The 24,166-nt window shown below is 72.6% G+C and carries 23 protein-coding genes; 14 read left to right on the forward strand and 9 right to left on the reverse strand.

Going from position 1 to position 24,166, the window contains the following annotated elements; genetic code table 11:
* Positions 1 to 121: 121 nt before the first annotated feature.
* From ACFPP6_RS17860 to ACFPP6_RS17885, 6 genes are all read left to right on the forward strand, one after another.
* Positions 122 to 1,066 (forward strand): PAC2 family protein, encoded by a 945-nt coding sequence (locus ACFPP6_RS17860; RefSeq protein WP_382042962.1) that lies wholly within the window; start codon positions 122 to 124, stop codon positions 1,064 to 1,066.
* Between the two features lie 25 nt (positions 1,067 to 1,091).
* A complete protein-coding gene (gene coaE, locus ACFPP6_RS17865) occupies positions 1,092 to 1,694 on the forward strand; it encodes a dephospho-CoA kinase (protein WP_382042965.1) in 603 nt (200 codons plus the stop codon).
* 171 nt (positions 1,695 to 1,865) lie between these two features.
* Positions 1,866 to 2,459: a hypothetical protein gene (locus ACFPP6_RS17870; protein WP_382042967.1), complete on the forward strand. Its 594-nt coding sequence runs from the start codon at positions 1,866 to 1,868 to the stop codon at positions 2,457 to 2,459.
* Positions 2,460 to 2,471: 12 nt separating this feature from the next.
* On the forward strand, positions 2,472 to 2,792 hold the full coding sequence (locus ACFPP6_RS17875) for a WXG100 family type VII secretion target (RefSeq protein ID WP_382042970.1): 321 nt from the start codon (positions 2,472 to 2,474) through the stop codon (positions 2,790 to 2,792).
* Entirely contained in the window at positions 2,789 to 3,520 is a 732-nt protein-coding gene (locus ACFPP6_RS17880) for a hypothetical protein (RefSeq protein WP_382042972.1), read from the forward strand. The genes ACFPP6_RS17875 and ACFPP6_RS17880 overlap by 4 nt, the downstream gene beginning before the upstream one ends.
* Before the next feature lie 21 nt (positions 3,521 to 3,541).
* Entirely contained in the window at positions 3,542 to 3,877 is a 336-nt protein-coding gene (locus tag ACFPP6_RS17885; protein WP_382042973.1) for a hypothetical protein, read from the forward strand.
* A gap of 49 nt (positions 3,878 to 3,926) precedes the next feature.
* Here the strand turns inward: ACFPP6_RS17885 and ACFPP6_RS17890 are convergent, their stop codons facing one another.
* From ACFPP6_RS17890 to ACFPP6_RS17905, 4 genes are all read right to left on the reverse strand, one after another.
* Positions 3,927 to 4,217, reverse strand: a complete 291-nt coding sequence (locus ACFPP6_RS17890) for a DUF6343 family protein (RefSeq protein ID WP_382042976.1) — start codon at positions 4,215 to 4,217, stop codon at positions 3,927 to 3,929.
* A 37-nt stretch (positions 4,218 to 4,254) separates the two neighbouring features.
* The gene (locus ACFPP6_RS17895; protein WP_382042979.1) at positions 4,255 to 5,685 is read right to left on the reverse strand and encodes a WGR domain-containing protein; all 1,431 of its coding nucleotides are present in this window, start codon (positions 5,683 to 5,685) and stop codon (positions 4,255 to 4,257) included.
* A 132-nt stretch (positions 5,686 to 5,817) separates the two neighbouring features.
* Positions 5,818 to 6,411: a methylated-DNA--[protein]-cysteine S-methyltransferase gene (locus tag ACFPP6_RS17900; protein ID WP_382042982.1), complete on the reverse strand. Its 594-nt coding sequence runs from the start codon at positions 6,409 to 6,411 to the stop codon at positions 5,818 to 5,820.
* 107 nt (positions 6,412 to 6,518) lie between these two features.
* A complete protein-coding gene (locus tag ACFPP6_RS17905) occupies positions 6,519 to 7,496 on the reverse strand; it encodes a glycerophosphodiester phosphodiesterase (protein ID WP_382042984.1) in 978 nt (325 codons plus the stop codon).
* Between the two features lie 230 nt (positions 7,497 to 7,726).
* Here ACFPP6_RS17905 and uvrB point away from each other — a divergent pair, with 230 nt between their 5' ends.
* The 4 genes from uvrB (at position 7,727) to ACFPP6_RS17925 (ending at position 13,685) form a co-directional block, all read left to right on the forward strand.
* Positions 7,727 to 9,868, forward strand: coding sequence for an excinuclease ABC subunit UvrB (uvrB, locus tag ACFPP6_RS17910; RefSeq protein WP_382042986.1), 2,142 nt, complete (start codon positions 7,727 to 7,729; stop codon positions 9,866 to 9,868).
* Positions 9,869 to 10,002: 134 nt separating this feature from the next.
* Positions 10,003 to 10,581: a TerD family protein gene (locus ACFPP6_RS17915; RefSeq protein WP_168093526.1), complete on the forward strand. Its 579-nt coding sequence runs from the start codon at positions 10,003 to 10,005 to the stop codon at positions 10,579 to 10,581.
* A 104-nt stretch (positions 10,582 to 10,685) separates the two neighbouring features.
* Positions 10,686 to 12,551: a TerD family protein gene (locus tag ACFPP6_RS17920; RefSeq protein WP_382042989.1), complete on the forward strand. Its 1,866-nt coding sequence runs from the start codon at positions 10,686 to 10,688 to the stop codon at positions 12,549 to 12,551.
* A gap of 111 nt (positions 12,552 to 12,662) precedes the next feature.
* Positions 12,663 to 13,685 (forward strand): TerC family protein, encoded by a 1,023-nt coding sequence (locus tag ACFPP6_RS17925; RefSeq protein WP_382042991.1) that lies wholly within the window; start codon positions 12,663 to 12,665, stop codon positions 13,683 to 13,685.
* Between the two features lie 48 nt (positions 13,686 to 13,733).
* On the opposite strand, the gene ACFPP6_RS17930 is transcribed toward ACFPP6_RS17925, so the two are convergent.
* From ACFPP6_RS17930 to ACFPP6_RS17940, 3 genes are all read right to left on the reverse strand, one after another.
* Positions 13,734 to 15,017, reverse strand: a complete 1,284-nt coding sequence (locus ACFPP6_RS17930; RefSeq protein WP_382042993.1) for an MFS transporter — start codon at positions 15,015 to 15,017, stop codon at positions 13,734 to 13,736.
* A gap of 261 nt (positions 15,018 to 15,278) precedes the next feature.
* Positions 15,279 to 15,935 carry an MBL fold metallo-hydrolase gene (locus ACFPP6_RS17935; protein ID WP_382042996.1) on the reverse strand — a complete coding sequence of 219 codons (657 nt, stop codon included), beginning with the start codon at positions 15,933 to 15,935 and terminating at the stop codon, positions 15,279 to 15,281.
* Positions 15,936 to 15,961: 26 nt separating this feature from the next.
* Entirely contained in the window at positions 15,962 to 16,654 is a 693-nt protein-coding gene (locus tag ACFPP6_RS17940) for a maleylpyruvate isomerase family mycothiol-dependent enzyme (RefSeq protein ID WP_382042999.1), read from the reverse strand.
* A gap of 217 nt (positions 16,655 to 16,871) precedes the next feature.
* Here ACFPP6_RS17940 and uvrA point away from each other — a divergent pair, with 217 nt between their 5' ends.
* A complete protein-coding gene (uvrA, locus tag ACFPP6_RS17945) occupies positions 16,872 to 19,808 on the forward strand; it encodes an excinuclease ABC subunit UvrA (protein WP_382043001.1) in 2,937 nt (978 codons plus the stop codon).
* A gap of 21 nt (positions 19,809 to 19,829) precedes the next feature.
* Here uvrA and ACFPP6_RS17950 read toward each other — a convergent pair whose 3' ends face one another.
* A complete protein-coding gene (locus tag ACFPP6_RS17950; RefSeq protein ID WP_382043004.1) occupies positions 19,830 to 20,756 on the reverse strand; it encodes a carbohydrate kinase family protein in 927 nt (308 codons plus the stop codon).
* A gap of 119 nt (positions 20,757 to 20,875) precedes the next feature.
* Here ACFPP6_RS17950 and ACFPP6_RS17955 point away from each other — a divergent pair, with 119 nt between their 5' ends.
* Positions 20,876 to 21,331 carry a Rieske (2Fe-2S) protein gene (locus tag ACFPP6_RS17955; RefSeq protein ID WP_382043007.1) on the forward strand — a complete coding sequence of 152 codons (456 nt, stop codon included), beginning with the start codon at positions 20,876 to 20,878 and terminating at the stop codon, positions 21,329 to 21,331.
* Between the two features lie 64 nt (positions 21,332 to 21,395).
* Here the strand turns inward: ACFPP6_RS17955 and ACFPP6_RS17960 are convergent, their stop codons facing one another.
* Positions 21,396 to 22,340 (reverse strand): hypothetical protein, encoded by a 945-nt coding sequence (locus ACFPP6_RS17960; RefSeq protein ID WP_382043010.1) that lies wholly within the window; start codon positions 22,338 to 22,340, stop codon positions 21,396 to 21,398.
* A 235-nt stretch (positions 22,341 to 22,575) separates the two neighbouring features.
* Between ACFPP6_RS17960 and ACFPP6_RS17965 the strand changes: the two genes are divergently transcribed.
* On the forward strand, positions 22,576 to 23,205 hold the full coding sequence (locus ACFPP6_RS17965; RefSeq protein WP_382043013.1) for a papain-like cysteine protease family protein: 630 nt from the start codon (positions 22,576 to 22,578) through the stop codon (positions 23,203 to 23,205).
* A gap of 4 nt (positions 23,206 to 23,209) precedes the next feature.
* Positions 23,210 to 24,055, forward strand: a complete 846-nt coding sequence (locus tag ACFPP6_RS17970; protein ID WP_382043015.1) for a hypothetical protein — start codon at positions 23,210 to 23,212, stop codon at positions 24,053 to 24,055.
* The last annotated feature ends 111 nt before the right edge of the window (positions 24,056 to 24,166 follow it).

Raw genomic sequence — 24,166 nt, forward strand, 5'->3', positions numbered from 1 at the left:
GTTCGTTTCCGTCAGGCGCTCGTTCCGCCATGTGAAATGCGCCGGCGTGATCCGCAAGGCGGGAATGGCGAGGCCCTCCAGGCGCGTTCCCCCGTACGGAACATGAGGAGGAGCGGTCACTGTGTTGGATCCGCAGGGTTTGTACGAATGGGAGCCCAAGGGGCTCGCCGTGGCCGACCTGGCCTTGGCCCAGGACACGGCCGGCCTGGTCATGCTCTATCACTTCGACGGCTACATCGACGCGGGGGAGACCGGCGAGCAGATCGTCTCGCGACTCCTGGACACCCTGCCCCACCAGGTCGTGGCCCGCTTCGACCATGACCGGCTCATCGACTACCGCGCCCGGCGCCCGCTGCTGACCTTCCAGCGCGACCGCTGGAGCGCCTACGAGACCCCGGCGATCGAGCTGCGCATCGTGCAGGACGCGACGGGCGCCCCCTTCCTGCTGCTCTCCGGCCCCGAGCCGGACGTCGAGTGGGAGCGGTTCGCCGCCGCCGTGCGGCAGTTGGTCGAGCGCCTCGGCGTGCGGCTGTCCGTCAACTTCCACGGCATCCCCATGGGCGTGCCGCACACCCGCCCCGTGGGCATGACCCCGCACGGCAACCGCACCGACCTGATGCCCGGTCACCGCAGCTTCTTCGACGAGGCGCAGGTGCCGGGGAGCGCCGAGGCCCTCATCGAGTACCGCCTCGCGGAGGCCGGTCACGACGTGCTCGGCGTCGCCGCCCACGTTCCGCACTACATCGCCCGCTCCGCCTACCCCGACGCGGCCCTCACCGCCCTGGAGGCGGTCACGGCCGCCACGGGCCTGGTGCTGCCCAACGCCGCCCACGCCCTGCGGTCGGAGGCGCTGCGCACCCAGGAGGAGATCGAGCGTCAGATCGCCGAGGGGGACGAGGAGCTTGTCTCCCTCGTGCGCGGCCTGGAGCACCAGTACGACGCCGTGTCCGGTGCCGAGACCCGCGGCAATCTCGTCGCCGAGCCGGTCGAGCTGCCCTCCGCCGACGAACTGGGCGCCGAATTCGAGCGCTTCCTCGCCGACAGGGAGGGCGACAGCGGTCACTGACCGCACGCCCGCTACCGTGGGGCCCATGCTGAGAGTGGGCCTCACGGGCGGAATCGGTGCCGGCAAGAGCGAGGTGTCGCGGCTGCTGGCTTCGTACGGAGCGGTGATCGTCGATTCCGACAGGATCGCCCGCGAAGTGGTCGAGCCGGGGACGCCCGGACTGGCCGCGGTCGTCGCGGAGTTCGGCGAGGCGGTCCTCACGCCCGAGGGCGCGCTCGACCGCCCCCGGCTGGGCGCCGTCGTCTTCGCCGACCCGGACCGGCTGGCCGCCCTCAACGCCATCGTGCACCCCCTCGTCCGGGCCCGCTCCGCCGAACTGGAGGCGGCCGCCGCCCCCGGCGCGGTCGTCGTCCACGACGTCCCCCTCCTCGCCGAGAACGGCCTGGCCCCCCTCTACGACCTGGTCCTCGTGGTCGACGCGGGCACCGAAACCCGCCTGGACCGCCTGGTCCGCCTCCGCGGCATGACCCCGGACGAGGCCCGCGCCCGCATGGCGGCCCAGGCCACCCGCGAGGACCGGCTCGCGGTGGCCGACTTCGTCATCGACAACGACGGCCCGATCGAGGCGCTGCGGCGCCAGGTCGAGAAGGTCTGGGACGAGCTGCGCGAGCGCGCCGCCCGGCGTTAGTCATATCGGGTGAGGGCCCGTCGGCCCGGTGCGCGGGCGGCGCACAGGCAGGGCAAGGGCGCGGGGCCTGCGGCCGGTCTCCCGTACCGGTTCCGCCCGCCGTCGACGCCGTTGCCGCACGCATAAGGTTTCCGCGATTCCGCTCGCCGAGCCGTTTCGAGGAGACCTTGCGTGGCCGTGCCCGAGTTAGCCGCGACGAGCCCGTTCTGCCCGCTGCCCGCACCACGGCCCCTGCCGCGGCTGTTCGGCGTCGGCGTCGTCGTGTTGTCGTTGGCCTGCATGGGGATGATGGTCCGGCAGGCGGAGAAGGCCGCCGGGCTCGTGGCCGGCAAGGGCACGCTGACGGTGGAGAGGTGCGAGCAACACCGCGAGGGCGGCCACGGGAGAAGCGCCTCGCGTTTGCAGACCCTGTGTTTCGGCTCCTTCCGCGCCGACAACGGCCGCGTCGTACGGGACGGCTCCGCTCTGCGCGGCTGGTACGTGACGGGTGAGAAGGTGCGCGTCTACCGCGAGGGTTACGGCTACCACCCGGTCGGCCTGCGCTACTTCTGGGGCGGACTGGCCTTCTTCTTCGCCGGACTGGCGGGCGTCGCCGTCGGAGTGATGACCACGGTGGTGGGGTACCGCGTGAGGACCATCGCCGAAGGCAGGGCCGCTTGGGCGGTGCTGCGCCGGACCTCCGTGGCGCCCTACGTCACATGGCTGTTCCGGACTGCCGGGGCCGGAACTGCCGTGTGCGTCCTGCTGCTCCTCGTCTCGCCGTAGGAGGGGAACGACATGGATCTGAGGGTCGATCCCGGCCAGCTCGAGGCGTTCGCGCGGCAGGTCGGCAGGGGTGCCGAGGACATGCGGGAGGTTCTGGCGTACGTCCGGCGGCACACTGCCCTGCCCCCGGGAGCGGGCGGACTGTTCGAAGCGGCCTGCCACCAGCACGGCTCCCTGCGCAGCGACGTCCTGAACGCCGTGCAGCGCATGGCCGAGCTCCTGCAGAGCTCCTCGGAGGAACTCACCACGGCGGCTTCCTACTACCGCCGTACCGACCGCGGTGCCGCCGCCGGATTCGATGCGGCGGCCCGGGGACGGGGCGGGGAACGGTGACGCACTTCGCCGACGTGACGGAGCCGACGGCGTGCCTCGTCCCGCCCGCGGAACCGGAGGAATTCCTCGACCCGATGAAGCCGCTCAACGACGTGGCGGAACTCCTCAGCCCGTCCGGCTGGCTGTTCAAACTGGCGGAGCTGTACCTGCCGAAGGACCCCGTGAAGTGGGCCAAGGAGAGCTTCGCCGGCGACTGGGAGGCCTATGCCAGGTGCGTCTCGGCCTGGCAGGCAACGGGGCGGGCCTGCGACGGCGTCGCGCGCAACCTCCGCTCCGGGAGTGCCCGCATCGACGTGACCTGGGACGGCAACGCCGCCGGGGCGGCCGCGCTCTACTTCGCCGCTCTCGCCGGAAATCTCGTGGACTTCCGCACCGCCCTCGACGCGATGGGCGTGGAATACCTCGCCATCGCCCAGGCCGTCTCCGCTGCGGGGGAAGCCGTCGGCGACTGCCTCGGGGCGATCGTGGACGCGCTGATCGCCCTGGCCCTCGCGGCCGCGGTCGAAGCGGCCAGCGGCGGGACCGCCGCAGTCGCGGCCGCGGCGCTGGGCACCGAGGAACTGCTGACCATCCTGAGGGAGTGGGAGCGCATGGTCCGGTGCGTGGCGGCGGTCCAGGCGCTGGTGCACGCCGGCCACGGCACGCTGGTCCGGCTCGGCACCGAGGCCCTGGCCGGTCTCAACGCCTTCCCGCTGCCCGGCGCGAGCTACGACCACCCCGCGGTCTGAGAGAGGAGGAGGGCGACCGATATGGCCGAACAGCACGTGGGCTTCGAGGAGTTCGTGACCCCGGGACGCAGTGCCGACCGGGCGCGGGCCCTCCACGGGGTGCTGCGGCGGCTCGCCGCCGGAAGCGCCGGTGACGCGCTCCAGGAGATGGCCCGCGAGGTCCTCACGGGCCGCATCGGCCTGCGGGACGCCGTCCGGGTCGGGACGTACGCCGAGGCCCTGGGAGAGGGGACGCGGGCCCTGAGCGCGGCATGGCGGGCCCTGCCGGAAGAGGAACGCGCGCGGTACGCGGAGGAGGCCCGGCGCACGCTCGGCCCGCCCGGGGGCGACGGGGCGGTGCCCCCGTACCCGGGCTGACCGCGGCCTCCGTGTGGCCTTCCCGCGGGCCGGGCGGCCGGGCTGAGGGCTACGGGCCGCGCCGGTCCTTCCCGGGGCCGCGGCGGTCGCTGACGGGCCGGTACGGCGGGACGTCCCGGCCCGGCTGGTAGTGCGGGCCCTGCCGGATGTGCCGGATCACCAGCGACAGGTCGACGGCGGTGACGGCGGTCAGGACGCCGCAGGCGACGGCCCAGCCGGGGTGGCCGGTGATCGCGAAGAGCACGGTGCCCGCGACGGCCCAGGCCAGGCCCCAGGCGGCCAGCCCGCAGCGCAGCCGCAGGGGGCTGCGGGCCGTGGCGGGTTCGTTGCCGGTGCGCATGGCGGTGCCTCCACCTCCAGCATCCACCCTCCGGGGATCAGACGAGGCGCCGGATCTCGCCCCGTACGCGGTAGAAGCCGCCGGCGGCGGGGGAGAGGGCGTCGATGACGTAGCGGGCGCCGGCCTCACGTATGTGACGGGGGAACTGGACGTTCCAGCGGGGGTCGTAGCCCTCGGAGACGACGTGCACGCGCAGCCTGCCGGCTTCCTGCACGCACTCGACCACGACGCCCGAGGCGGGCGCAGCGCTCACCGTGGCGAGGGTGCGGGACGGGGTGTACGTGGGCACGGCGGCGGCCGACTTGACGTCCACCGGCACGGGGACGCTGCCCGCCTGCGCGGCGGAGACCGCGCTCTCACTGGCGTCGACGCAGACGAGCGAGCCCTCCGTGGTGACCATGTACAGCTTCTCGTCCAGGTACTGCATGGACAGCGCCGAACCGCTGCCCGTGCCGAGCTTCCACAGGCGGGTGCCGTCCGCCGCGAAGCAGTAGACCGAGGAGGCGGAGTCGCCCGCGAAGACGTAGCGGCCGCCGGGCGCGGTGGCGCAGGAGTAGACCACGGTGTCGCACTGGTAGGTGGCCTCGACGGCGCCCGTGGCCTTCGACAGGCGCTGGACGACGCGGCGGTTGGTGCCGGCGTAGACCGCGTGGTCCTCCTGCCAGCCGAACAGCACCGAGCCGGAGGTGGGGGTGTGCCACAGCTCGCCGGTGCCGTCGGGGGCGTAGGCGGTCACCCCGCGCGCGTGCCCGTGGTAGACGGCGTGCTCGTCGCGCCGGACCATCCAGGCGTGGTCGCCGCTGCTGCGGCGCGACCACTGGTGCTCGTCCTCGTGGTCGATGACGGTCAGTCCGCCGTTGCGGTCGGCGACGTCGAGGACGCCCTCGCGGATGTCGAGCCAGAAGATGTCGACGTCGGAGGCGATCTGGTAGGCGGCGAAGGGGAGCTTGGAGGACAGGTCGTAGACCGTGCCGTCGTCGCAGCCGGCGTAGATCCAGAAGTCGTCCGCCACCAGGCACTTGACGCCGGCGGGCAGCTGGTAGCGGGCCAGCACCTCGCCGTCGTGGCCGAGGGTGTGGACGTGGCCGGCCTGGTTGCCGACCCAGCAGCGGTCCTCGTCCACGTGGATGCCGAACGCGGAGGAGCCGGTGGCGAACCGCCACAGCACCGGGGCCACGGCCCGCGCGGTCGACGGCGCGGACGTCACCTCGCGGCGCGTCACCGGCCGGGCCGCCCGCTGCCCGGCCACCGCCGGGGCATAGCCCTTGCGGACCTTCTCGCCGACCTTCTTCGCCGCCGCGGCCCGGGCCTTCTCCACGCTGGGGAACGACGAGGTCTGGACCTGGCCCGCGGCGCCGATCCGGCCGTAGCGCACCGTGACCGCCGTGCCGGCGACCGTGACCTCGTAGAACTTGTGCGCCCCGCCGCCGTCCTGCGACAGCTCCAGGTACGTCGTCTCTCCCGCCATGGCAAAGCCCCTCTCCCCGTCGGCCGCGCCGGCCGATCTCCTGTGCGCAGCACGCTAGGGGCAGGCACTGACAATCGGTCTGCGGCAGCCTGCGCGAACGCCGCCGGGGCGGGGGCCGCGGGCGGCCGGCGGTCAGAAGAGGGGCTCGGGAAGCACCCCTTCGAGGGACAGGAGCGAGCGCTTGATCTCCAGGCCGCTGCCGAACCCGCCCAGGCCGCCGTTGCTCTCGATGACGCGGTGACAGGGCACCACGACCGGCAGGGGATTGCTCCCCATGGCCACGCCCACGGCGCGGGCGGCTCCGCGCTCGCCGACGCGGTCGGCCAGGTCCTGGTAGCTGACCACGGTGCCGTAAGGGACGCCGCCGGCCAGCTCGCGCAGCACCTGGCGGTTGAAGCCCGAGATCAGCGACCAGTCCAGCGGGACGGAGAAGGTCTCCCGGCGGCCCGCGAAGTAGTCCTCGAGCTCGGCCGCGGTCTCGGTGAGGATCTCGCGCGAGGCGCAGGGCCCGGACGCCGGGCCGGTCCCCATGCGGCGGGTGAGGGCGGCGACGGCCTCGGCGGAGACCGCCTCGTCCGCGCGGAAGGAGACCTGCAGCAGGCCCTTGGGCGTCGCCGCCAGCCCCAGCGGTCCGATGGAGGTGCCGACCGTCGTCCAGGCCCACTCCTGCGGGCGGGGCGAGGGGGCCGGGGCAGCCGCCGGGGCGGTCGGTTCCAGGTCCGTCATGAGGCCCAGCGTAGGCCGTCCGGGGCCCCGCCGGACCCCGGACCGGACAAGTGATCCACGATCAAGTGATCCCCGGTCCCCGCGGGCTGCGGAGGGGGACGGGCGGTCTACAGGCCCAGGAAGCCCAGGATCGACAGGCCGTCGTCCTCCTCGTTGTCGTCGTTCGCCTCGTTCTGCTCCTCCTGCTCGTCGAGGTCCTCCTCCAGAGCGTCCTCGATCTCGTGCGGGGCGTTGCTGATGATGGCGTCGACCCCCATGCGCGCCAGGCCGACGGCCCGGTCGCCGTTGTCCACGGTCCATGCCGAGACCTCGAGCATCCGCCCGTGCGGCCCCCGCAGGGCGTGCACCGCTCGCACCCATGCGGCGGTGACGCTCCGGTGGTGCGGGTTGATCTGGTCGGCGAACGCGGCGTACGAGCGCAGCTCAGAGGGCTTCGGGGCCCCGAGGAACCCCGTCTTCACGTCAGGCCTCACCCGGTGGAAGGCCTTGAGGGAGGCGGCGCTGAAGGACTGCACGACCAGGGAGCTCCGCACGTGGCGCGCGTTGAGCCACCCTGCGCGCTGCAGCTCGCCCGCCAGCTGCCGCTCGATGCCCGGGTAGAGCTCGGGGGCCTTGACCTCCAGCAGCAGCTTCTGCCGGTTGCGGTCGACGCGCTGCAGATAGCTGCGCAGCGTGGGCACCCGCTGCCCGGCGAACCTGCGGTCGTACCAGCTGCCCGCGTCGAGCTTGCGGATCTCGGCGAGGGTGAAGTCGGCGATCTTCCAGGGGGCGCGGCCGGGGAAGCGGCGTTTGACGTCGGTCGTGCGCTCCAGGGTGGTGTCGTGCATGACGATCAGGGCACCGTCCTTGGTGCGCTGCACGTCGTTCTCCACCCAGGTGATCCCCAGGTCGGCGGCTCTGTCGACCGAGGCCAGCGTGTTCTCCGGGGCCTGCACGGGCACCCCTCGGTGGCCGATCGCGAGCGGCACGCGCGTGTGGGCGGCCGCCCGATCGGGGGCGGCCGCCCGGGCGTGGGGAGCGGCGAGGACGAGCGTGGACAGGACGAGCAGCGCGCTGGTCACGGCGGAGACGGGGCGGATGCGCATACGGGCTCCTCGCGGCGTCTGGACACGGACGGGCACGTACATCGGGGACCGGGCGTCCCCTGCCCTTGGTGTAGGGGATGGGCGTACCTCGGACAAGTACGCGACGGGGGCGGGGGAGGGGAGCGGGAACGGTTGTTCTTCGCCGGATCGACGCCGCCCGTTCGCCCAGGGAACGGGGGCCGGACGCCGGGTGTCCGGCCGTTGTCAGTGGGGGGCCGTACCGTGGTCTCATGCGGCCCGTATCGAAGATCGAACGCAAGGTGGCGCCTTTCGAGGTCGTCAGCCCCTTCCAGCCCAGCGGTGACCAGCCGACGGCCATCGCCGAGCTGGAACGACGTATCCGCGCAGGTGAGAAGGATGTCGTGCTCCTCGGTGCGACCGGTACCGGCAAGTCCGCGACCACCGCGTGGATGATCGAGAAGCTCCAGCGGCCGACGCTCGTCATGGCGCCGAACAAGACCCTGGCGGCCCAGCTCGCCAATGAGTTCCGCGAGCTCCTGCCCAACAACGCCGTCGAATACTTCGTCTCGTACTACGACTACTACCAGCCCGAGGCCTACGTACCGCAGTCGGACACGTACATCGAGAAGGATTCCTCGATCAATGAGGAGGTGGAGCGGCTGCGCCACTCCGCCACCAACTCCCTGCTCACACGGCGTGACGTCGTGGTGGTGGCCTCGGTGTCCTGCATCTACGGCCTGGGCACCCCCCAGGAGTACGTCGACCGCATGGTGCCGCTGAAGGTCGGCGAGGAGATCGACCGCGACGAGCTGCTGCGCCGCTTCGTGGAGATCCAGTACACCCGCAACGACCTCGCGTTCACCCGCGGCACCTTCCGCGTCCGCGGCGACACCATCGAGATCTTCCCGGTCTACGAGGAGCTCGCGGTCCGCATCGAGATGTTCGGCGACGAGATCGAGGCGCTCTCCACGCTCCACCCGCTCACCGGCGAGGTCCTCTCCGACGACCGGGAGCTGTACGTCTTCCCCGCCAGCCACTACATCGCCGGCGCCGAGCGCATGGAGAAGGCCGTCGCGGGCATCGAGGCGGAACTGGAGGAGACCCTCGCCCGCATGGAGAAGCAGGGCAAGCTCCTGGAGGCGCAGCGCCTGCGCATGCGCACCACGTACGACATCGAGATGATGCGCCAGATCGGCTCCTGCTCCGGCATCGAGAACTACTCGCTGCACATGGACGGCCGCGAGCCCGGCTCCCCGCCCAACACCCTCCTCGACTACTTCCCGGAGGACTTCCTCCTCGTCATCGACGAGTCCCACGTCACCGTCCCCCAGATCGGCGCCATGTACGAGGGCGACGCCTCCCGCAAGCGCACGCTCGTGGAGCACGGCTTCCGGCTGCCCTCGGCCATGGACAACCGCCCGCTGAAGTGGGAGGAGTTCACCGAGCGCATCGGGCAGACGGTCTACCTCTCGGCGACCCCCGGGAACTACGAGCTCTCGCGCTCGGACGGCTTCGTCGAGCAGATCATCCGCCCCACCGGCCTGGTCGACCCCGAGGTCGTCGTCAAGCCGACCGAGGGTCAGATCGACGACCTGGTGCACGAGATCCGCACGCGCACCGAGAAGGACGAGCGCGTCCTCGTCACCACCCTCACCAAGAAGATGGCCGAGGACCTCACGGACTACTTCCTGGAGCTCGGCATCCAGGTCCGCTACCTGCACAGCGACGTCGACACGCTGCGCCGCGTGGAGCTGCTGCGCGAGCTGCGCGCCGGCGAGTACGACGTCCTGGTCGGCATCAACCTGCTGCGCGAGGGCCTCGACCTGCCCGAGGTGTCCCTGGTCGCCATCCTGGACGCCGACAAGGAGGGCTTCCTGCGCTCGGGCACCTCCCTGATCCAGACCATCGGGCGTGCCGCGCGCAACGTCTCCGGCCAGGTCCACATGTACGCCGACAAGGTCACCCCGGCGATGGCGAAGGCCATCGACGAGACCAACCGCCGCCGGGCGAAGCAGATCGCGTACAACAAGGAGCGGGGCATCGACCCCCAGCCCCTGCGCAAGAAGATCGGCGACATCGTCGCCACCCTGGCCCGCGAGGAGATCGACACCCAGGAGCTCCTGGGCTCCGGCTACCGCGAGAAGGGCGCCAAGGGCAAGGCCCCGGTGCCCACCGCCCCGGCCGGGAAGGCGGCGGGCAAGGGCGCCAAGGCAGCCAAGGGCAAGGCGAAGGCCGCCGTCGCGGTGACGGACCGCCCCGCCGCCGAACTGGCTCAGCAGATCGAGGACATGACCGACCGTATGCGGGCCGCGGCCGCGGAGCTGCAGTTCGAGGTCGCCGCCCGGCTGCGCGACGAGGTGAGCGAGCTGAAGAAGGAGCTGCGGCAGATGAAGGAGGCCGGGCTCGCCTGAGGTACGGGCCGGGATGTTGCAAGACCGCCACAAATCCCGTTCGGATTCGTCCGGGGTCGGGGTCCGTGCGTAGGGTCTGGGCGGAGGCCGTGCGGACGCCCGGCCCACGGGGATAGAACGAGAAGGGACTGCGCGTGACGGTCAACTTGTCCAAGGGTCAGGGCATCAGCCTGCAGAAGGCAGACGGAGGCACCCTGACCGCCGTGCGGATGGGGCTTGGCTGGCAGGCCGCCCCCCGCCGCGGACTGTTCGGGTCGCGCACGAGGGAGATCGACCTCGACGCCTCGGCGGTGCTCTTCGCCGGGGGCCAGCCGGTGGACGTGGTCTTCTTCCGCCACCTGGTCAGCGACGACGGCTCGGTGCGGCACACCGGTGACAACCTGGTCGGCGGCGCCGGCACGGGCGGCGACGACGAGGCCATCCTCGTCGACCTGCAGCGCGTCCCCGTGCACATCGACCAGATCGTCTTCACGGTGAACTCCTTCACCGGCCAGACGTTCTCCGAGGTGCAGAACGCCTTCTGCCGCCTGGTCGACGAGACCAACGGCCAGGAGCTCGCCCGCTACACCCTCGACGGCGGCGGCGCGTACACCGCGCAGATCATGGCGAAGGTCCACCGCTCCGGCACCGGCTGGGCGATGACCGCCATCGGCAACCCGGCCAACGGCAAGACCTTCCAGGACCTCATGCCGGCGATCCTGCCGAGCCTGTAGGCATACGCAACCTGAGAACATCCCGGGCCCGGCGGAGAGCGTTTCCGCCGGGCCCGCGGGCACGACGAGCGCAGCACGAACACGAACAACGAGGGGGCGCAGCAATGACGGCCGAGCTGGTGCGGGGGCAGAACCACCCGCTGTCCGGTACCCGCCTGGAGATCCGGGTCTCGGCGGGAGGCCCCGTCGTCGCGGGCGCCACGCTCGCCGGCGACGACGGCAAGGTGGCCGGCGCCGACCGCGTCGCGCACCCCGCCTCCCACCGCCTCCCCGGCCTGGAGGTCTCCCGGCAGGCCGCGGCCGACCACCGGCTCGCCGTCGACCTGGAGGCCCTCCCCGAGGACGTGCACCGGGTCCACGTGATGCTCGCGCTGCCCACCGGAGCGGGCGGCCCCACGTCCTTCGGCGCGCTGGCCGCCCCGTTCTTCGCCGTCACCGAGCTCGACGGGGCAGAGATCGCCACCTTCACGATCACGGACCTCGGCGTGGAGTCCGCCGTCGTCGCCCTGGAGCTGTACCGCAGGCAGGGCGCCTGGAAGGTGCGCGCCGTCGGCCAGGGGTACGCGGGCGGGCTCGCCGCGATGCTGCACGACCAGGGGCTGGAGCGGGCCTTCGAGACCGCCGCGGCCATCAACGAGGCCGTCACCCGGGGCATGGCCCGCGCGGTCGCGCCGCCGCCCCCGCGTCCGGCCGCGGACCCCGCGCCCCAGGCCCCCGCACCCCAGGCCCCCGCGGCCGGCGGCGGCCCCGTCGACTACCGCCACCCCCGCCGTGCCACCGCGACGCCCCCGGACCCCGCTCCGGCCGCCGCCCCGGCCGCCGGGCCGGGGCAGCCGCCCCGCCCCGTCGCGGGCGACGCCAACGGCTGGACCATGAACGAGCGGCTCTACAACCAGGTGTGGGGCATGTTCGAGGACCTGGCCCGCTCGGCCGCCGCCTACCGCAGCGCCGTCGACTTCGCGGAGTCGCGCCTGGAACAGGAGCTGGACAAGGTCCTCTCCGACCCGGCCACCCGCGTGGGCCCCGCGGCCGACGCGGCCCGGGCCGAGGCCCGGGCCCGGCAGGCGAGCCTGGTGGAGCAGGCCCGGGCGGTCCTCGACCGCGACCTCGCCCAGCTCGCCGCCGAGGCCGAGGTCGTCGAGCACGCACTGCCGCCGGCCTTCGCCCGCTGGGACAGCCCGGTCTGGCAGGGCTTCCAGGTGCCGCTGGAGACCCCGATGGCGCTGCGCCTGGGCGAGCTGCACCTGCCGGAGCGCACCGACCTGCGGATCCCCATGCTGGTGCGGCTGCCCCTGGAGCGCGGGCTGTGGATCGACAGCGGCCGCACCTCCGGCCTGCAGGCGGCGATCGTGGACTCCTCCGAGCTGCGCCGCCTGGCCATGGAGACGGCGGTCGCCCACGCCGCGCGGCTGCTGGCCGTGCACCCCGTCGGCGACTACACGGTGCACGTGATCGACCCGGCGGGCGCGGCCGGCGGGGCGCTCGCGCCGCTGCTGCAGTCCGGCGCGCTGAAGGAGGCTCCCGCGGCCGGGGCGCAGGGCGTCTCCGCGCTGCTGGAGCGGCTGACGCGCCGCGTCGACCTGGTGCAGATGGCCGCGCGCAGCGGCGCAGCCGACTCCCTCCCGCCGGACGTGGACACCGCCGAGCAGCTGCTGATCGTCAACGACTTCCCGCACGGCTTCGACGACCGCTCGGTCAACCAGCTGCGGTACATCGCGGACGAGGGGCCGTCCGTGGGGGTGCACCTGATGATGGTCGCCGACCGGGAGGACGCCCGGGGCTACGGTCCGGTGCTCGACCCGCTCTGGCGCGCCCTGCTGCGCATCACGCCGGTCCCCGACGACCACCTCGCCGACCCGTGGGTCGGGCACACCTGGACGTACGAGCCCTCGCTCGTGCCGGTCGGCAGCGACGTGCTGGGGCAGGTGCTGCGGAGCGTGGGCCAGGCCCGGCAGGCGTATGGCATCTAGCAGGTAAAGGGCTGCTGAGCTGGGAATTTGGGTCTTTCTTTACTGTTCCTTGGGTCTTCCTGTACCGTTCTGAGGACTGCCGTACGCCCGTACGACGTACCGGAGGAACAGTTGGACGTCTCCCTGACCCTGTGGGTGCTGACCATTCTCGGTCTGTGCGCCCTCGTCGCCGCCGACTTCTTCATCGGAGGCCGCAAGCCGCACGAGGTCTCCCTCAAGGAAGCCGGGGTGTGGACGGCGGTCTGGGTCGCCCTCGCCGGCCTCTTCGGCCTCGGCCTGCTGCTCTTCGGCGGCGGCCAGCCGGCCGGCGAGTTCTTCGCCGGCTTCATCACCGAGAAGTCGCTCAGCGTCGACAACCTCTTCGTCTTCGTCCTGATCATGGCGAAGTTCGCGGTCCCGTCGATATACCAGCAGCGCGTCCTGATGGTCGGCGTGCTCATCGCCCTGGTCCTGCGGGCCGTGTTCATCGGTGCGGGCGCGGCGATCATCGCCAACTTCTCCTGGGTCTTCTACATCTTCGGCGCCTTCCTCATCTGGACGGCCTGGAAGCTCATCCAGGAGGCGCGTGCCGACGAGGAGGACGAGGAGTTCGAGGAGAATCGTTTCCTCAAGCTGGTCGAGAAGCGCTTCCCCTCCACGGACCGCTACCACGGCACCAAGCTCTTCATCGTGGAGAACGGCAAGCGTCTGATGACGCCGATGCTGATCGTCATGCTGGCGATCGGCACCACCGACGTCCTCTTCGCCCTGGACTCGATCCCCGCGATCTTCGGCCTGACCCAGGACCCGTACATCGTCTTCACGGCGAACGCCTTCGCCCTCATGGGTCTGCGCCAGCTGTACTTCCTGATCGGCGGACTGCTGAAGAAGCTCGTCCACCTCTCGTACGGCCTGTCGGTCATCCTGGGCTTCATCGGCGTCAAGCTCGTCCTGCACGCCCTGCACGAGAACGGCGTGGGCGTCCCCGAGATCAGCATCCCGGTGTCCCTCGGCGTGATCTGCGCGGTGCTGGTCGTCACCACGATCACCAGCCTGCGCGCCTCCCGCAAGCAGGAGCGGGAAGCCGCTGCGGAGGCCGCGGTCGCCGCGGAGACCGAAGGCGCCCCGGAGGGCAAGGACGAGGTCCGCGTCTGACGCAGGCCCCGCCCCTGCCGCCCGCGCTTCACCGGAGGCCGTCCCCGCTCAGGCGGGGGCGGCCTCCGCCGCGGTTCCGGGCGCCGCGGCCGGCCGGGTCTCGGGCAGCAGGGCGAAGCAGCCCAGGCTGACGAGGGCGACGGTCCCGAGGTAGCCGGCGACCGCCCAGGGCGGGCCGGAGCCCTGCGCCAGCGCCGTCGCCGCGACCGGGGTGAGGCCGCCGCCCACCACCCCGGCCAGGTTGTAGCCGACCGCCGCCCCCGTGCAGCGCACCCGGGTCTCGAACAGCTCCGGGAGATAGGCGGCGACGACGCCGACCACCGCCGCGAAGGGCACCGCAGCCCCCGCGAAGCCCAGCACCATCCAGGCGGGCCGCCCGGTGTGCAGCAGGCCCATCAGCGGGACCATCCACAGGCCCAGGCCGGCGCTGCCGGCCAGGCACAGGGAGCGCCGCCCGTAGCGGTCGCCCAGCACGGCGAAGAACGGGGTGAGCAGGCTGGAGACGACGACGCCGGCCATGATGCAGCCGAGCATGGCTGTGCGGCCGACCTCCAGCTGCTCGGTGCCGTAGGCCAGGGCCCACGTGCTGATCGCGTAGTGGGCGGCGAAGACGAGGGAGAGCCCGCCCGCGGTGAGCAGGACCGGCCGCCAGTGGCCGCGCAGGAGCTCGGCGAGGGGCAGGGCGGCCCGGCTGTCCGTGGCCTCCAGCGCGCGGAACTGCGGCGTCTCCGGGAGCCGGGAGCGCAGCAGCAGGCCCGCCGCCGCCATGAGGCCCGCGCCCCAGAACGGCACCCGCCAGCCCCAGGCCAGGTAGTCCGCCTCGGCGAGCCCCGCCGACAGGGCGAGGGCGAGACCGTTGGCCAGCAGGAACCCCGTCGGCGCGCCGAGCTGAGGGAGGCTGGTCCACAGGGCGCGGCGGTGCGCCGGGGCGTGCTCCGCGGTCAGCAGCACCGCCCCGCCCCACTCCCCGCCGAGCCCCAGCCCCTGCGCGAACCGCAGGACGAGCAGGAGCAGCGGCGCGGCGATGCCGATGCTCTCGTAGGTGGGGACGCACCCCACCGCGACCGTGGCCAGGCCCGTCAGCAGTAGGGACGCCATGAGGACGGGCCGCCGGCCGTGCCGGTCGCCGATGTGGCCGAAGAGCACCGCGCCCAGCGGGCGGGCGAGGAAGCCGACCCCGAAGGTGGCGAAGGCGGCGAGGGTGCCGAGCAGCGGGGAGACGGTGGGGAAGTACAGCGGTCCCAGGACGAGGGCCGCTGCGGTGCCGTAGACGTAGAAGTCGTAGAACTCGATGGCGGTGCCGGTCATGGCGGCGAGCGCCAGGCGCGGCATGGACGGCCGGCGAGGGGGTGGGCTGCTGTGCGGTTGCATGTACTGCCCAACAGCCAGTCGGCAGGGAGGCAACGGGCGTGCGGGGGCGCAGCGGGGGGCGCGTGGGGCCGGGAAGGCCACAGAAAATTTTTCGTCCGGATTTGCGTAGGTATGGCGATCCGGCCCGGGGAGGAGTACCTTAAGAAATGAGGCCGCCGCATCCGGAGTGATTTGGATGGACGGCCTCACTGCATGCCCGGAGGATTCCGGTGCGGGGGAGTGTCACCAGCCGCGTTCGCGCCATTCGGCGAGGTGGGGGCGCTCGGCGCCCAGCGTGGTGTCCGCGCCGTGGCCCGGGTAGACCCACGTCTCGTCCGGGAGCTGCCCGAAGAGCTTCGTCTCCACGTCGTGCAGGAGGCTCGCGAAGGCCTTCGGGTCGTTGTGGGTGTTGCCGACGCCGCCCGGGAACAGGCAGTCGCCGGTGAACACGTGCGGGTGGCCGTGCGGGTCGTCGTAGACCAGCGCGATGCTGCCCGGGGTGTGCCCCACCAGGTGCCGTGCGGTCAGCTCCACGCGGCCGACGCGGATGACGTCGCCGTCGGCCACGGGCACGGCGGTCGGCACGGGGATGCCCTCGGCGTCCTCGCGGCCCGCGTACGTGGTGGCGCCGGTGGCGTCGACCACCTCCTGCAGGGCTCCCCAGTGGTCGCCGTGCCGGTGCGTGGTGACCACGGAGGCGATGCCGCTGTCCCCGATCAGGGAGAGCAGGGTGTGCGGCTCCGCCGCCGCGTCGATCAGCAGCTGCTCGTCCGTCGCGCGGCAGCGCAGCAGATAGGCGTTGTTGTCCATCGGGCCGACCGCGACTTTCGAGATCATCAGGCCGGTCAGCTCGTGCACGTCCGCCGGTCCGCCGACCTTCACCGCTCCGCTGTACGTCATGACATCAGCCTATTCCTTCGGGCCGTTCACAGCGGGGGGAGGGCGGGGAGCGGCGCACCCGCGGTGCCGAGCGCCGCGCCCTTGTCGCCGCGGCCCGCGAGCCAGCCCAGGAGGTCCGCGGGCGGGCCGCTGACGGTGACCGGGGCGCCCTCGGCGGTGCCTCCCGTGTGCCAGCGCCTGCCGTCGTCGGCGACGACCGTGACGGCGGGAATCCCGGGCCGCGTCGACCAGCGTTCGGCGAGGAACCCGATCTCCCGTCCGGTGAACTCCTCCGGCAGGTCCCGCAGCTCGTAGCCGACGCCCAGGTCGACGAGGTGCAGTTCGAGCTCGATCCAGCGGCGGAAGGGGACGCGGGCGGCCTTGTCGGTCACGCCGTTGCGCATGGTGATGGTGCGGTCCCAGTCGGCGGGTACGGCGGCCTGGGCCCGCAGGCGCTCGGCGCTGTCGCGCAGGTCGGCGAGGTGTTCCGCCAGGGAGCGGCCCGCGCCCTTCTCGATGTCCTCGTCGCGGGCCTCGGCGGTCGCGTACATCGGACGGCCCGCGAGGACGTTGACGAGGGCGTCCGCGTTGCGCGCGACGTGCGCCATCACGTGCCCGCGGGTCCAGCCCGGGAGCCGGGACGGGGCGGTCACGGCGGCGTCGTCGAGGGCGCCGGCCGCGCTCAGGAACCGCTCGGTCGCTTCGTGTACAGAGGCCAGGTCGCGCACGTAGTCGATCATGCGGCCGACGATAGCGCCGCCACTCGTCCGGGTGAAGGTGTCCGGCTCCGGCCGTAAATCGAATGTGCGTGCTATAGGCTCGATGAGGCATCGGAATCCGACATCCGCGCGGCGACCCCCATACCCTGGGTCGGGGGTGCGCGCCCCATCGCTCCCAAGAACCACCACTCTCAAGAACCACCCCCCTTCCTCGTTCTCAAGAAAGGTGCCGACCGGCGTGGCTGACCGTCTCATCGTCCGTGGCGCTCGCGAGCACAACCTCAAGAACGTCTCGCTCGACCTCCCCCGCGACTCCCTCATCGTCTTCACGGGGCTCTCCGGCTCGGGCAAGTCGTCCCTCGCGTTCGACACGATCTTCGCCGAGGGGCAGCGCCGCTACGTCGAGTCGCTCTCCTCCTACGCCCGGCAGTTCCTCGGGCAGATGGACAAGCCCGATGTGGACTTCATCGAGGGCCTGTCCCCGGCCGTCTCCATCGACCAGAAGTCGACCTCGCGCAACCCGCGCTCGACGGTCGGCACGATCACCGAGGTCTACGACTACCTCCGGCTGCTCTTCGCCCGCATCGGCAAGCCGCACTGCCCCGAGTGCAGCCGCCCCATCACCCGCCAGTCGCCGCAGGCGATCGTGGACAAGGTGCTGGAGCTCCCCGAGGGCAGCCGCTTCCAGGTGCTCTCGCCGCTGGTGCGCGAGCGCAAGGGCGAGTTCGTCGACCTCTTCTCCGACCTGCAGGCCAAGGGCTACAGCCGGGCCCGGGTGGACGGCGAGACCGTCCAGCTCTCCGATCCGCCCAAGCTCAAGAAGCAGGAGAAGCACACCATCGAGGTGGTCGTCGACCGCCTCACCGTCAAGGACGGCGCCAAGCGCCGGCTGACCGACTCGGTCGAGACCGCCCTGGGCCTCGCCGGCGGCATGGTCATCCTCGACTTCGTCGACCTCCCCGAGGACGACCCCGAGCGCGAGCGGATGTACTCCGAGCACCTCTACTGCCCCTACGACGACCTGTCGTTCGAGGAGCTGGAGCCCCGCTCGTTCTCCTTCAACTCGCCCTTCGGCGCCTGCCCGGAGTGCACCGGCATCGGCACCCGCATGGAGGTCGACCCCGAGCTGATCGTCCCGGACCCGGAGAAGTCCCTGGACGAGGGCGCGATCAGCCCCTGGTCGCACGGCCACACCAAGGACTACTTCAGCCGCCTGGTCGGCGCCCTCGCCGACGCCCTCGGCTTCCGCACGGACATCCCCTGGGCCGGCCTGCCCGCGCGCGCCAAGAAGGCCCTGCTCAACGGCCACAAGACGCAGATCGAGGTGCGCTACCGCAACCGCTACGGGCGCGAGCGCGCGTACACCACCGCCTTCGAGGGCGCGGTGCCCTTCGTCAAGCGGCGCCACTCCGAGGCCGAGAGCGACGCCAGCCGCGAGCGCTTCGAGGGCTACATGCGCGAGGTGAACTGCCCCACCTGCGAGGGCACGCGCCTGAAGCCCATCGTGCTCGCCGTCACCGTCCAGGGCCGGTCCATCGCGGAGGTCTCCGCGATGTCGATCAGCGAATGCGCCGACTTCCTGCGGGACATGACGCTCACCGGCCGCGAGAAGAAGATCGCCGAGCGGGTCCTCAAGGAGGTCAACGAGCGCCTGAAGTTCCTCGTCGACGTCGGCCTGGACTACCTCTCGCTCAACCGCGCCGCGGGCACCCTCTCCGGCGGCGAGGCCCAGCGCATCCGCCTCGCCACGCAGATCGGCTCCGGCCTCGTCGGCGTGCTCTACGTGCTGGACGAGCCCTCCATCGGCCTCCACCAGCGCGACAACCACCGCCTCATCGAGACCCTCGTCCGCCTGCGCGACATGGGCAACACCCTCATCGTCGTCGAGCACGACGAGGACACCATCAAGGTCGCCGACTGGGTCGTGGACATCGGCCCCGGCGCCGGCGAGCACGGCGGCAAGGTCGTGCACAGCGGGCCCTTGAAGGAGCTCCTGCGCAACAAGGAGTCGATGACCGGGCACTACCTCTCCGGCAAGAAGGCCATCGCCATACCGGACGCCCGCCGGCCCGTCGACCCCGAGCGCCGGATCACCGTCCGCGGCGCCCGCGAGAACAACCTGCAGGACATCGACGTCTCCTTCCCGCTCGGCGTGCTCACGGCCGTCACCGGCGTCTCCGGCTCCGGCAAGTCGACCCTGGTCAACGACATCCTGTACACGCACCTCGCCCGCGAGCTGAACGGCGCCCGGGCCGTGCCCGGCCGCCACACGCGCGTCGACGGCGACGACCTGGTCGACAAGGTCGTCCACGTCGACCAGTCGCCCATCGGCCGCACCCCGCGCTCCAACCCCGCCACGTACACCGGCGTCTTCGACCACGTCCGCAAGCTCTTCGCGGAGACGATGGAGGCCAAGGTCCGCGGCTATCTGCCCGGCCGCTTCTCCTTCAACGTCAAGGGCGGCCGCTGCGAGAACTGCTCCGGCGACGGCACCATCAAGATCGAGATGAACTTCCTGCCGGACGTGTACGTGCCGTGCGAGGTCTGCCACGGCGCGCGCTACAACCGCGAGACCCTGGAGGTGCACTACAAGGGCAAGTCCATCGCCGAGGTGCTGGACATGCCCATCGAGGAGGCGCTCTCCTTCTTCGAGGCCGTGCCCACCATCGCCCGCCACCTGCGCACGCTCCACGAGGTCGGCCTCGGCTACGTGCGCCTCGGGCAGTCCGCGCCGACGCTCTCCGGCGGCGAGGCCCAGCGCGTGAAGCTCGCCAGCGAGCTGCAGAAGCGCTCTACGGGCCGCACGGTCTACGTCCTGGACGAGCCCACCACCGGCCTGCACTTCGAGGACATCAACAAGCTCATCTCGGTGCTGGCAGGCCTGGTCGACAAGGGCAACAGCGTCATCGTCATCGAGCACAACCTCGACGTGATCAAGACCGCCGACTGGGTCGTGGACATGGGCCCGGAGGGCGGCAGCGGCGGTGGCCTCGTCATCGCCGAGGGCACGCCCGAGGACGTCGCGTCCGTGCCGTCCAGCCACACCGGCAAGTTCCTGCGGGAGCTGCTGGGCGACCGGGTCAGCGATGCGCCTGCGGTCTCCGCGCCGAAGGCCCGGAAGAAGGCCGCGGCCAAGAAGGCGCCGGCCAAGAAGGCCGCTGCCCGCAAGGCGTGACCACGGCCTCCCGGGCGGAGGTCATGACGACAGCTCGGCGCCGTACGGCGGCTCCGCACCGGCCCTCGTGCAGGTGAGGGCCGCCGCGCGGGCCGCGAAGGACAGCGCGTCGCGCCAGGCGGGCCCGTCGAGCCGGGCGGGCCCGTCCAGCGCGCCCTGCAGCGCCGCGAGGCGATGCAGCAGCGCGGCGTTCACCGTGTCCCCCGCGCCGATCGTGTCGGTGACCTCCACCCGGGGCGCGGGCACGGCGATCCGCCCGCCGGAGCGCGTGTGGACGGCGAGCCCCTCGCCGCCGTGCGTGACCACCACCGCGGCCGGTCCGGCCGCCAGCCACTCCCCGGGGGAGCCGCCCAGCCAGCGGGCGTCCTCGGCGGAGAGCTTCAGCACCGACACGTACGGCAGCCAGGAGCGGAAGCGGGCCCGGTAGGCGTCCGCGTCGGGGATCAGCCCCGGGCGCACGTTCGGGTCGAGCAGGGTGAAGACCCCGCGCTCCGCCTCGCGCCGCAGCAGGGCCTCGTACGCGCTCGCCCCCGGCTCCAGCACCAGCGAGCACGTGCCCAGGCACAGTGCCCGCGCCGTGCCCGGCAGCGGCCCGGGCAGCTCGAAGAGGCGGTCGGCGGTGCCCTGCGCGTAGAAGCCGTAGCCCGCGGAGCCGTCGGCGCCGATGTCGGCCACCGCCAGGGTCGTCGGCTCGGGCCCCCGCTGCACCAGCGAGGTGTCCACCCCCGCGGCCCGCAGGCCGGCCAGCAGCGCCTCCCCGAAGCCGTCCGTGGAGACCCGCGAGCAGAACGCGGCCGGCGTCCCCAGCCGCCCCAGCGCGACGGCGGTGTTGTACGGCCCGCCGCCGCGCCGCGGCAGCAGGGCCGGCAGGTCCCCTGCGGGGTCCCCGCCGGGCGCCTTGCCGGCCGGTACGAGGTCGATCAGGGCTTCTCCGGCTACGACGATCACGAAGCGGTCCTCTCTGGCCGTGGCTCCTGCGGCTCAGCCTGCCAGGCGCGGGGGCGGTCCCGGGCGCCGGGTAAGGTCGACGATCGGCAGTTCACCGTGAGTCCAGCGCTGGAGCCCCCATGACCACCCCCTCGTGCCCGCAGAGCCCCGCCGAGCCCCCTTGCGCGTCGCGGCGCACCGTGCTGCTCCGGGGCGCAGCGCTCGCGGGCGCAGCCGGGCTGGGTGCCGCCGCCTGCGACGGCAGGACGGGCCCCAAGGCGTCCGCCACGCCCACCGCTCCGGTGGACCTCGGCGCGGCGGACCGCGTGCCCGTCGGCCAGGCGCGGCTCTTCCGGGAGGAGCGCCTGGTCGTCTCGCAGACCGCTCCGGGCGAGTACAAGGCCTTCAGCGCGGTGTGCACGCACGCGGGCTGCGTGGCCGACAAGGTGGAGAACGGCAAGGTCCGCTGCCCCTGTCACGGCAGCGAGTTCGACGCGAACACCGGCAAGGTCCTCCAGGGCCCGGCAGGCGCCCCGCTGCCGGCCGTGCCGGTCAAGGCGGTCGGCGGCAAGCTGATCGCGGGCCCCGAAGCCTGATCCGCCGCCGGGGCACGCCCTCCGGGGCGTCCGGCCCCCGGGCGTCACCCCGGTCGCCGGGCCCTCAGGACCAGTCCCAGGCGATCCCCACGATCCCCGGCCGTACCGTCTGCTCCACCAGGTGCACCATCCGGTGGCGCCCCGCGAGCGTCAGCTCCTGCTGTGCGCCGCGGGGCGCGCCCGCCGAGGTGCGGGTGAAGCGCAGGCAGTGCGCGGGCAGCTCGGCGGCATCGAAGCGGACCTGCAGGACGTACTGCCCGCCGGCGAAGCTGAAGCCGCGCACGTACTCGCTGCTGGGCCCCGCGGTGCCGTCCTCGAAGCCGTAGCCGAAGACGTACGTGTCCCCGGCCCGCAGGCGGGTGTCGAAGAGCAGCTCCGCGACGAGCACGCCGGCCGTGTGCCACCGCACCCGGCCGACGCGGCAGTTCTCGTTCGCCCGCACGGCGACCCGTCCGGGGTCGCAGCCCCGGTCCCCGTGGTGGATGGCGAGGTAGCGGTCCACGCCGTCGCGGTGGGCGCGCACGACGTGGTGGGAGTCGCGCCCCTGCAGCTCCCGGCCCGCGCCTATGCGGACCCGCTCCAGGTGGCAGACGGTGTGCAGGCCGCCGTCGGAGGGGGAGCCCAGGTCGGCCAGGAGCCGTTCCAGGGCGCGGGACTCCTCGACCAGGGAGCGGTACGAGCGCGCGGCGGGCCGCTCGGCACCGGTGAGCGGGGAGGCCGGCTCCAGCAGCCGGGTCAGCGAGTGGGCGGGCAGCTCCAGAAGCTCCTCCAGCGCCCGCACCGCCCTGAGCGACTCCGCGCGCTGCGGCCGGCGCGCGCCCTGCTGCCAGTAGCTGAGGCTCGTCACGCCGACGTGCACGCCGCGCTGCGCCAGCCGGTGCTGCACCCGGTGCAGCGCCAGTCCCCGTGCGCTCAGCGCGGTCCGCAGCGCCACGTGGAAGGGCCCGGTGCGCAACGCGAGGGCCAGTTCGGCCTCGGTCGCGTCGCCGTCCGCGCGTCTGCCTGCCATCCGTCCCACCCCTGCGCCTCTGTGAATATTCACCAGCGGTGAATGCGGCGGGTGCCGCCGGACCGCTGTGATCCTCATGGCCGGGCAGCGGACGTTCACATCCGGTACGCCTCGTTCACACCGTCGGCTCACCGAGCATTGAAGCCGGTTGACCATTCACTGACAACTCCCTGATGCTCCTGACCAGCGTCCGGACGCGCCTCCATCACCACCCCCCGCCTCGGGAGGAACGTCCATGTCCCGTGCATCGGCACAACTGAACAAGTCCGGAAGGACCCGCATACGCGGCAGACGGCTGTCCACCGCAGCCGCCGTGGCCGCCGCCCTGCTCCTCGCCGTCCCCACCACGGCGTCCGCGGCAGGCGGCGACCAGCCTTCCCTGCGCGCCTCGAAGAAGCTCGACATCACCATGCAGGCCCAGCAGAAGAGCAATTGGTGCTGGGCCGCCTCCGGCAACACCATCGCCACCTGGCTGGGGCGCAACTACACCCAGAACCAGTTCTGCAACGCGGCCTTCCGCCGCCAGATGGGCTCGGAGTGCCCCAACAACCAGGCCACGCTGGGCAATGTGCAGACCGCCTTCCAGTGGGCGGGCATCAACCCCGGTTCGTACGTGACCGGGTGGCTGCGCTACCCGACCGTCCAGACCGAGGTAAGCGCCAACAGGCCGATAGAGACGCGCATCCAGTGGTCCTCCGGCGGCGGCCACATGCACGTCATCTACGGCTACGACGACGCGAACCAGTTCGTCTACTGGGGCGACCCCTGGCCCTCCAGCAACCGCTACAACTGGGCGTCCCACAGCTGGTACGTCAACAACAGCAACTTCTCCTGGACCCACTCGCTCTACCGGATCGGGGCGTGACGTCATGACCGACCGGACGCACCAGCAGCAGCACGTCCGCAGGAACGCGGCCCGTGCGGCGGCCGCCGGCGCGCTCACCGCCGCCCTCCTCGGCCTCGCCCCCCTCGCGCACGCCGCCACGCCGGCGCCTCCCGCGGCCCCCACCGCCGCCGGAGTCTCCGCCGCGCACGAAGCGGCCGCCTCCTCCTCGACCCTCGGGACGCTCTCCCGCTTCTTCGCCCGCGACGGTGCGGTCGCCGCGGCGAAGGCGCAGCCGAGGATCGAGGGCGCGACGGTGCCCGTCTACACGCTCTCCCCGGAGTTCGTGGCGGGCAAGGACGGCGCCCCCGTCGCCACGCTCGAGTTCCTCGCCAGCAAGGCCGTCTCGTCCGACGGGCAGAAGGCGTCGGTGTGGACGGCGCGCACCGGCGGCGACTGGAAGGTCGTCAACATCGCCACCGGGGACGACGAGACGCGCTACGCCGCCGAGGGGGCGCAGAAGCTCAGCGGCGGCACCGTCTTCCGTGAGCCGCAGATCGACGCCTGGTACGTGCAGCGCGGCGACAAGGTCCTGCCGCTGGACGCCGATGCCGTCCGTGCCGTCGGCGCGCAGGGCACTACGCTCGACGGCTACCGCGCCCGCGTCCACAAGGCGTACGGCGACAAGCTGCCCGGCTCCGCGTACGCGAAGGACGGCCGGGCGGGGGGCTACGGCCCGCAGCAGGCCGCGCCCGCGGAGCAGCGGGCGGCCCCGGCGCCGCAGGACGGTTCCGGCCCGCTGAGCACCACTTCCGCCGCGGCGGCCGGTGGTGCGGCCCTGCTCCTCGGCGCGGGTGCGGTGGCGGCGCGGCGCAGGCTCCGGCGCCGCTGACCGCTCCCCGGGCCGGCCTCCGGGCCGGCTCCCTTCCGGCTCCGTCCCCGGCAGCCACCCCCCGCCGGGGCCGGAGCCGGTCCCTCCGCAGACGGACGCGGATTGTCACTG

The sequence above is a fragment of the Streptomyces aureoversilis genome (genome assembly GCF_042657885.1).
GTDB classification, from domain to species: Bacteria; Actinomycetota; Actinomycetes; order Streptomycetales; family Streptomycetaceae; genus Streptomyces; species Streptomyces aureoversilis.

Coding starts and splice junctions, on each gene's coding strand:
- ACFPP6_RS17955 (WP_382043007.1), top strand. CDS start 20,876: ATGACCACCCCCTCGTGCCCGCAGAGCCCCGCCGAGCCCCCTTGCGCG.
- ACFPP6_RS17875 (WP_382042970.1), top strand. CDS start 2,472: ATGGATCTGAGGGTCGATCCCGGCCAGCTCGAGGCGTTCGCGCGGCAG.
- ACFPP6_RS17940 (WP_382042999.1), bottom strand. CDS start 16,654: ATGATCGACTACGTGCGCGACCTGGCCTCTGTACACGAAGCGACCGAG.
- ACFPP6_RS17920 (WP_382042989.1), top strand. CDS start 10,686: ATGACGGCCGAGCTGGTGCGGGGGCAGAACCACCCGCTGTCCGGTACC.
- ACFPP6_RS17895 (WP_382042979.1), bottom strand. CDS start 5,685: ATGGCGGGAGAGACGACGTACCTGGAGCTGTCGCAGGACGGCGGCGGG.
- ACFPP6_RS17900 (WP_382042982.1), bottom strand. CDS start 6,411: ATGACGGACCTGGAACCGACCGCCCCGGCGGCTGCCCCGGCCCCCTCG.
- ACFPP6_RS17965 (WP_382043013.1), top strand. CDS start 22,576: ATGTCCCGTGCATCGGCACAACTGAACAAGTCCGGAAGGACCCGCATA.
- ACFPP6_RS17930 (WP_382042993.1), bottom strand. CDS start 15,017: ATGCCGCGCCTGGCGCTCGCCGCCATGACCGGCACCGCCATCGAGTTC.
- ACFPP6_RS17905 (WP_382042984.1), bottom strand. CDS start 7,496: ATGCGCATCCGCCCCGTCTCCGCCGTGACCAGCGCGCTGCTCGTCCTG.
- ACFPP6_RS17885 (WP_382042973.1), top strand. CDS start 3,542: ATGGCCGAACAGCACGTGGGCTTCGAGGAGTTCGTGACCCCGGGACGC.
- ACFPP6_RS17935 (WP_382042996.1), bottom strand. CDS start 15,935: ATGACGTACAGCGGAGCGGTGAAGGTCGGCGGACCGGCGGACGTGCAC.
- ACFPP6_RS17890 (WP_382042976.1), bottom strand. CDS start 4,217: ATGCGCACCGGCAACGAACCCGCCACGGCCCGCAGCCCCCTGCGGCTG.
- uvrB (WP_382042986.1), top strand. CDS start 7,727: ATGCGGCCCGTATCGAAGATCGAACGCAAGGTGGCGCCTTTCGAGGTC.
- coaE (WP_382042965.1), top strand. CDS start 1,092: ATGCTGAGAGTGGGCCTCACGGGCGGAATCGGTGCCGGCAAGAGCGAG.
- ACFPP6_RS17960 (WP_382043010.1), bottom strand. CDS start 22,340: ATGGCAGGCAGACGCGCGGACGGCGACGCGACCGAGGCCGAACTGGCC.
- ACFPP6_RS17970 (WP_382043015.1), top strand. CDS start 23,210: ATGACCGACCGGACGCACCAGCAGCAGCACGTCCGCAGGAACGCGGCC.